The following is a 7,839-nucleotide window of genomic DNA, read 5'->3' on the forward strand; positions in this document are numbered from 1 at the left end:
TCACCCCGGATCCCCGGATCAGCCCGCCACGGGCACCTGCACCGCGGTCAGCGTCCCGTCGCCCAGGTGCAGGTGGGCCCGCCCCGGCGCGGCGGCCTGGCCGACGATGCCCCGCGGGATCCGCATCCCGATCAGCTCACCGTCGGTGATGCTCTGCGGCGCGATGAGCAGGCCCGCCCGGTTGCGCTTGAGCTGCGTCAGCCAGCCGGCCATGCCAAGGCTGAGCGCCTCCGCGTTGCCCGCGACCACGAGGCCCCAGCCGTTGTCCGCCGCACCCCGGGCGAGGGTGTTCAGGTCGCCGTCGATGTCCGACTGGGCCATCAGCTCGGCGTCGTCGATCACCACCGCGCCGGTCTCCTCCGGCATGCTCTGCAACATCTTCCGGAAGTCCACGGCGGCCACCCCGGCGTCCTGGATCACCGAGCACACCCCGGGTAGCCCGGCCAGATCGCGCAGCGGCGAGCGCCGCGGCGCGACGACCAGCAGCCCGGTGCCGCGATCCAGCAGGGAACGCGCCACCGTGAGCAGCGCGGTGCTGCGGCCGGAACGCGGTGGTCCCCCGATCGCGAAGGTCGGGATGTCGGCGAGGTCCGGCCCGAGGGGCAGCACCTCGTCGCCGCCCACGCCGACGAAGGCGGTCAGCGGACGTCCGCTCTCGCCGGCGAGCCGGCGCGTCTCCGTGTACGTGATCAGGTCCGGCAGCGCGGCGAACCGGCGCGGCCGGGCGTACCCGGCGATCCCGGCGTCGCGTTCGGTGATCTGCCGGGCGCCCTCGGCCAGGGCCGCCGCCTGCCCCTGCCCGGAGGTCTCCGGGCCCAGCACGGCGATCTGCGCCTCGGCGCCGTCGGCGAGCCGGATCGCCCGTCCGGGCGCCTGCTCCGGCGGCACGTTCCGGTGGTTCAGGCCGACCAGCGAGTAGTCGGACCGGTCGTTGAGCCGCAGCACCAGCTTCTCCTCGGTGGCGCCGGCGAACCGGCTCGCCGCCAGCACCCGGTCACCGGCGAGCAGGACGTGGATCCCCACCCCGGCACCGTCGCGCAGCAGCCGGGCCAGGCGCTCCACGTAGCTGCCGTTGTCGTGGGTGGCGAAGTCCCGTTCGAACACCTCGAACCGGTCCACCATCACCACCAGATGCGGCAGCCGCCGTTCCGCCGGAGCCGCCCGGCGCTGCTCGGCCAGGTCCGCGGCCCCCTGCTCGCCGAGGAGCGACTGCCGCCGGGACAGCTCGGCGACGAGCCAGGTCAGCATCCGGTCCAGCCGCTCCAGCTGCGACCGGTCCACCACCGCACCACAGTGCGGCAGACCGGCGAGCGGGAGCAGCGCGCCGTTACCGCAGTCGATCGCGTACAGGTGGACGTCGGCGGTGGAACACCGTACGGCCAGCGCGGCCGCGAGCGTCCGCAACGCCTGCGACCGGCCGCTGCGGCTCGACCCGATGACGAAGGTGTGCCCGGTCCGGTCCAGGTCGAACGTCAACGGCTCACGGCTCTGCCGGGCGGGCAGGTCCACGACGCCGTACGCGACCCGGCCGAGATCACCGGGCGCCTCGGGCGCGGGCGGCTGCGCGAGGTCGGCCCACTGCACCACCTCGGCCAGCGGCGGCAGCCACGGGCTCGGCTGACGCGGCACGCCGAGCCGCTCTCCGGCCGCGACGATCGCCCGGACCAGCTCCTTCAGGTCGGTCTCGGCCGGGCCGCTCGCCGTTGCCGTCCGGGCGCGCGCCGGAACGGGCTCGCCCAGGCGCATCCAGTCGACCCGGGTCACCTCGACGGTCGTCTCGTCGGACCGTGCACCGGCCACCGGCCGCTTCCCGCCGATCCGTCCCGCCTGGAACGGCAGCAGCGCCGAGGCGCTCAACCGGGCGTAGGCGCGACCCGGCGTCCGCGGCGACAGCTCCCCCGCGTCCGGCGCGTCGATGATGTCCCGGCTCTCGCCCTGGTCGGTGGTGCGCAGCGCGATCCGCAGGTTGGTGTTGGCCCGGATGTCCGCGGTCACCGCGCCCGACGGCCGCTGCGTGGCGAGCACCAGGTGGATGCCGAGCGACCGGCCCCGCTGCGCGATGTTGACCAGGCCGGTGACGAAGTCGGGCAGCTCCCGGACCATGGACGCGAACTCGTCGATCACCAGGACCAGCCGCGGCATCGGCGACAGCGCGGCGTCCCGGGCGCGCCGCTCCTGGTAACGGATGATGTCGGAGGCACCGGCGGCGGCCAGTTCGTGCTCGCGGCGGCGCAGTTCGGCGCCGAGCGAGGTCAGCGCCCGCTCGACCAGGTGGGTGTCCAGGTCGGTGACCATGCCGACGGTGTGCGGCAGGTCGGCGCACTCGGCGAACGCGCTGCCGCCCTTGTAGTCGACGAGCACGAAGGTCATCTCGTCCGGCCGGTTCGCCACCGCCAGCGTCGCCACCAGGGTCTGCAGCAGCTCCGACTTGCCCGCCCCGGTGGTGCCCGCGATCAGTGCGTGCGGGCCGTCGCGGACCAGGTCGACCGCGAACGGGCCGTCCAGCCCCACGCCGAGCACCGCGTGCGTACTGCGCGGACGGATCGACCAGCCCGCCTCGATCGTGCCCGGTGCCGGTGGTTCGATGCCGAGCACGTCGAGCAGCCGGGCCGACGTGGGCAGCACGGCCTCGTCGCCGTCACCGGTCACGTCCAGCGGCGCCAGGCCCCGGGCCACCCGCTCGTACCAGCCCGGGTCCGGCTCGTCGGCCCGGATGCCGCTCGTCCGGGCCGCGCCGGAGGTCCGCAGCGAGGCACCGGCGGCGCTGGAGACCACCACGGCCTTGCACTCCTCCGGCAGCAGTCGTTCCTCCGCGTCCAGGCAGAGGACGTAGACGCCGGCCGCCGGGCCGTCGCGCAGGACGGAGACCGCACCGGGCAGGGAGCGCAGGCGGCGCGCGCCGTCGAAGACGACCAGGACGGCCGGTTCGCCCTCGGACCGGTTGGCGATCAGGCGGTTCAGCTCGGCGATCCGCCGCGACACCGACTCCGCGCTGGTACCGATCAGGGCGTACGCCTCCTCCCCCTCCGCGCGCACATGCGGCAGCCAGCGCAGCCACGACCAGCGGCGCTCACCGGAGGCATCGGTGAGCACCCGGATGCGCAGATCGTCCGGGCTGTGCAGGGCGGCCGCCTGGGCGACCAGCCACGGCGCGAGCCGGTCGAGCCGGTCGCCGGCCACACCCACCACACCGCTCTCCCGTACGTCCACCGCGACCGGCACCTGGCCGAGTTCGGGGACGACGATCCGCCGGTGCTCCTCCAGCGCCGGGTCCTCCACCCGTACCGCGGACGGCACCGAGCTGGTACCGACGCGGAGGGCGAGGAAGTCGTCGTCGCCCGGACGGCGCTCCCACAGCCGCTCGCCGGGAAGCGTGGCGATCCGCCCGATGAACGCCGGATCCGGGTACGCGTACCGCCGGGCCCGCTGCTCCTCGAGAACCGCCTCGTCGATCTCCTCCCGCACCCGGGCGGACGTCTCCTCGTACGCCTGGACCTGCTCGTCGTAGTCCTGCCGCTTCCGGCGCCCGGCACCGAACTGGGTGAACAGCGCCGCCGCCGGGGAGACCAGGGCGAGGAACAGGAACTGCCAGTTGCCGGTGGTGAGGATGCCGACCAGCGCACCGACCGCCGGGGCCAGCAGCAGGGACGCCAGCGGCAGGGTGTTCCTCTCGGGCACGGCCGGAGCGGTCGGCAGCCGGAACCGTCCACCCGGGATCTGCGGGAAGAACCGGGGCGGCCGGTTGAACTCCCAGGTGAACCCGTTCGCGGACCGGGTCAGCGGTGCGCGCACCGGCACCCCGACGGCGAGCTCCAGCAGGTTGCCGGCGATCGACAGCTGTCGCCCGGCCGGCCAGTCCGCCGGGCCGTCCAGCGCCACCCCGTCGATCTCCGCCGGCGACGAGGCGGTCACCTCGACGGTACGGTCGGCGGTGACCAGCAGCCGGGCGGCGACCGGGGGCGCGTCACCGACGAGGCGGACACGGCACCGGGGCGCGCCGCCGACGTCGTACTCGCCGGGCGGCAGCAGCACGATGCCCCCGGCACCGGAGCCGCCGACCAGCCGGACCTCGACGGCGCCGACCTGACCGGCGGCCGGGCGCACCGGACGGTCCAGGCCGAGCTCCGCCCCCGCGCCGAGCCGGGCGTCCGCCAGTGACATCCGGGGATCCAGCGGGGTACGGCCGTGGAACAGCGTGCCCGGTCGCCGGCCGAGCGCGGCCGCCACCTCGGCGGTGAGCGCACCCACCGAGGCGCCCGGATCCGCGTCCACGATCAACGGCTCCGCGGCCGTCGCGACATCGGACGTCAGGCTGACGTTGATACGCACTGCGATTCTCCTTCCTTCACGGAACACGCCCGGCGCCTGCCGGCCCCGGGCGTGCGTTCTCCTGTCGCCGGCCGGTCAGCCGAGGCGGGACCCGAGGTCCTGGTCGGTGGAGCTGAACGCCTCGCCGACGGTGCGCACGTAGGTGCCGATGCCCTGCAGGCCCTGGTTGACCTGGTCGAAGCCCTTGGCGAACTCGTCGAAGAACGGCTGGAACTTCTGCTGCGCGGCGGGCGTGCGGTAGCCCTGGGCGAGCAGGTTCTGCACCTTGCCGCGTACCTCGGTCAGCTTGTCCTGGAGCTGGGCGAAGTCGTTGAGCAGGGCCGCCGAGGTCCGCGCGGTCTCGTCGCTGTTGACGGCGAAATCGGGCATGGTGATGACTCCTCTGTTCCTTGTGGCGACACCGGCGGGTCGCCGGCGCCGGTTCTATCCGCGCGACTTGCGGGGGATCCCGGTCGCCGGCGGGTCCTTCTTCTCCTCGCCCTTCACGGCGGCCTTGAAGGCTCCCTGCGCCGCGCCGGTGAGCGTGGCCCGGCCGAGTTCGTCGTCCTCCTTGCCGGCGACGGCCCCCTTGGCGGCTCCCTGCGCCGCGCCGGCGAGCGCACCGCCCACCGCGTCCTTCGCGCGCTCGCTCACCCCGTCGGCGAAGGACGGCTGCGGCTCAGCCTCGGCGTCCGCCTCCACCTCCGACAGATCCTTTTCCGGTACGGCCGTCGCCGCGCCATCTTCGGGCGCAACGGTCGCCGCACTGTTCTCCGGCGCTGCGTTCGTCGTGCCGCTCTCCGGCGCCGCGGTCGGCGTGCTGGTGGCGGCGGTGTCGGCGGGTGCGGGCGGGGCCGTCGATGCATCCGGAGCAGACGACGCGGGAGGGATGTCGGGAGCCTGCGGGACGACCGGTGCCGCCGGAGCCTCCGGAGCGGTGGGCGCGTCCGGAACCTGCGGGGCGGGCGACGTCTCGGGGGCGGAGGGCGTACCGGAAACTGCCGGGCTTGAAGAATCGGCCGGCGGAGGCGGCGAAGATGGCGTGGCAGAACCCGGCGTTCCCGGAGGATCGGCCGATGGCGGCGAAGCCGCCGAGTCCGCGGCAGCGGTGCCCGAAGGTGCGGTGCCGTCCGTCGATCCCGCCGGGGAGGGATCGGTGGTGGCCGGTGGCGGGGCGTCCGGAGCCTTGGCGGCCGACGGCGACGCGTCGGGAGACGCCGTGGGCGTGCTGCCACCGGTGTCCGGCGTTGCGGCGTCGGCGGAGGTGCCCCCGGTCTGCTTGCCGGCGGAGGAGAAGCCGAGGTCGGAGCGGCTGGGTGCGACCTTGCGGAAGGCGTCGACCCCGCCCGAGACCGCGGTCCCCGCCGCCGCCCCCGCGAAGATCGCGGCGGCGTTGAAGCCGGCGTTCGGGTCGGCGGCCCGGTTCAGGCCCGCGGTGGCGAGCTCCTCCGCGGAGTTCCGGCCGAACTCGGCCGTCGTGTTGATCAGGCCCTTGAGGACGGTGTTCCCCTCGCCGAGCTCGCCGAACGCCTTCGCCGTGCTCTTCAGCGAGCGCACCAGTGTGGGCGCCACCCCGTCCGCGAACTTGACCACCGGTCCGAAGAGCACCCCGGCCGGGACCAGGCTCACCAGCCCGACGAGAAGGGTGCCCAGTTCGAATGTGTGGTTCGCCGCCTGGACGGCCGCCGTCACCACGATCGACACGGCGGCCAGCACGAGGCCGACGACCGGCAGCACCACCCCGACCACCGCGATGATGATGTCGACGATCAGGCGGGCGATCGGATTGTTCCGGAAGAAGTCCCCGATGCGCTGGAAGAAGTTCCGCTTCGGCGGTGGCTTGATCGCCTGGGCGGCGGCGTCGTCGAGTTCCCGGTTGCAGCGCGCGGAGGCGGCCTCGCGCAGCCGCCGGGCGTCCTCGGCGAGCTGCCGCGCCGCCGAGAGGCCGGCCTTCGCGTCGAGGATGTCGCTGGCCGCCTTCCGTGCGTCGGCGAACTCCTCCGGGGTGGCATCCGGGGCCGGCCGGGGTGGTGCGGTACGCGCGATCGACGCGACCTCGCCGGCCTGGTCCATCGCGGTGTCCACGCGCGTCTGCTGATCGCGCAACGCCTGGGCGTACGTCCGGTAGGCGTTCGCGGCCGTGTCGAACGAGTCGACCGTGCGCTGCAGCTTGCCGGGCAGCTTGTCGAGCATGCCGCGCAGCGCGGTCATCGCGTCACCGCGGGCCTGGGACAGCGAACCGCCCCGGCCGAGTACCGTGAGCGCGGTCTGCGCGTCGTCCCGGATCTCCTCGTAGTCGCGGGCGAGTCGCTCGATCTGCTCCGGGTCGCCGGGTGTCGGATCCGCGCTCATCCCCAGAATGCCGAACCCCGACGTGAACCGCCTGGTCATGCGGCCAGCTCCGCGCGCAGGGCCCGGACCGCGTAGTGGGCGCGGGACTTGACGGTTCCGGGCGGCACCCCGAACCTCTTCGCCGTCTCCGCGACGGTGCTGCACCGGTAGTACAGCTCGAAGAGCACCAGCCGGTGCTCGGCGGTGAGCCGGCGCAGCGCCGGGCGCAGCAGGGCGTTGGTGGCAGCCGCGTCGGCGTGGTCCGGCACCGGAGGCTGGAAGCTGCTCCACACCTCGTCGGTGACCGGGCAGGGCCGGCGGCGGCGCATCTGGTCGACGGCGATGTTGTGCGCGACGGTCAGCAGCCACCCGCGCAGCGACCCGTCCCGCTCGTGCAGGGAGTGCCGGTGCCGCCAGGCGCGCAGCAGGGTCTCCTGGAGAACGTCGTCGGCCAGGCCGTAGCTACCGGTCAGCCGCCGGGCGTAGGCCCGGACGGCTTCGCGATGCTGTGCGACCAGTTCGGAGTACGCCTCGTCGGCGTCTTCGGCGACAGCATGTTGGCCCGTACCCATGCGCGGCGGCCCTTTCCTCGATCCGGGCCCGCCATTCGGACCCGGTGATGAGAATGCGGGCCACCACCGGGTCGACACCTGAGGAAGATCTGAGGAAGTTGTGAGGACTCTCCTGGCTGGTACTGAGAGGTCCCTCAAGGCCCCGAGACACCCCTGAACACTGTGAGGATGATGGGGTGCTGTTCTGAGTCGTGGTTTGACTCGCCTGAACGCTGACGTCGATGTCCTGAGCTGGATCTGTCGACTACGGCTTGGAACGGTGCGTGCTGATCCCGGACCGGTGCAGTGTGTCCCGATAGGGGCCTTGCCGTGAACAAGGGCACCGTCACAGTTCTGACTGCTGCTGCCGGTCCGGGGCCGGCCATCCCGTGCCCCCCCCGGAAAGGAAGCAGCGAACATGACCGTGACCAGGATGCCTGACCCTCATATCCAGCAACAGCCCGGCCCGGCCGAGGAAGCCGTGATCGGCGTCGACACCCATAAAGACCGTCACGTCGCGGTCGCGTTGTCGATGACGGGCCGGGTCCTGGACGACGCCGCGTTCGTGACCACCACGGACGGCTACCGGCAGCTCGTGGCGTGGGCCCGGGCCCACGGCGCGTGGTGTCGTGCCGGGGTCGAGGGCACC

At 73.6% G+C, this 7,839-nt stretch carries 5 protein-coding genes; 1 reads left to right on the forward strand and 4 read right to left on the reverse strand.

What is annotated here, in order from left to right; genetic code table 11:
- Positions 1–18: 18 nt before the first annotated feature.
- From AB0M08_RS19595 to AB0M08_RS19610, 4 genes are all read right to left on the reverse strand, one after another.
- Entirely contained in the window at positions 19–4,329 is a 4,311-nt protein-coding gene (locus AB0M08_RS19595) for an FtsK/SpoIIIE domain-containing protein (RefSeq protein WP_364494863.1), read from the reverse strand.
- Between the two features lie 75 nt (positions 4,330–4,404).
- Positions 4,405–4,698 (reverse strand): WXG100 family type VII secretion target, encoded by a 294-nt coding sequence (locus AB0M08_RS19600; protein WP_364494865.1) that lies wholly within the window; start codon positions 4,696–4,698, stop codon positions 4,405–4,407.
- Between the two features lie 54 nt (positions 4,699–4,752).
- Positions 4,753–6,699, reverse strand: a complete 1,947-nt coding sequence (locus AB0M08_RS19605; RefSeq protein ID WP_364494867.1) for a hypothetical protein — start codon at positions 6,697–6,699, stop codon at positions 4,753–4,755.
- Positions 6,696–7,211, reverse strand: coding sequence for a sigma-70 family RNA polymerase sigma factor (locus AB0M08_RS19610; protein WP_364494870.1), 516 nt, complete (start codon positions 7,209–7,211; stop codon positions 6,696–6,698). Before AB0M08_RS19610 ends, AB0M08_RS19605 begins: the two co-directional genes overlap by 4 nt.
- A gap of 412 nt (positions 7,212–7,623) precedes the next feature.
- On the opposite strand from AB0M08_RS19610, the gene AB0M08_RS19615 reads away from it, so the two are divergent.
- A partial coding sequence (locus AB0M08_RS19615; protein WP_364494872.1) for a transposase occupies positions 7,624–7,839 on the forward strand: 216 nt, incomplete at its 3' end.

Source organism: Actinoplanes sp. NPDC051851 (assembly GCF_040681165.1).
In the GTDB taxonomy this organism is placed as follows: domain Bacteria; phylum Actinomycetota; class Actinomycetes; order Mycobacteriales; family Micromonosporaceae; genus Actinoplanes.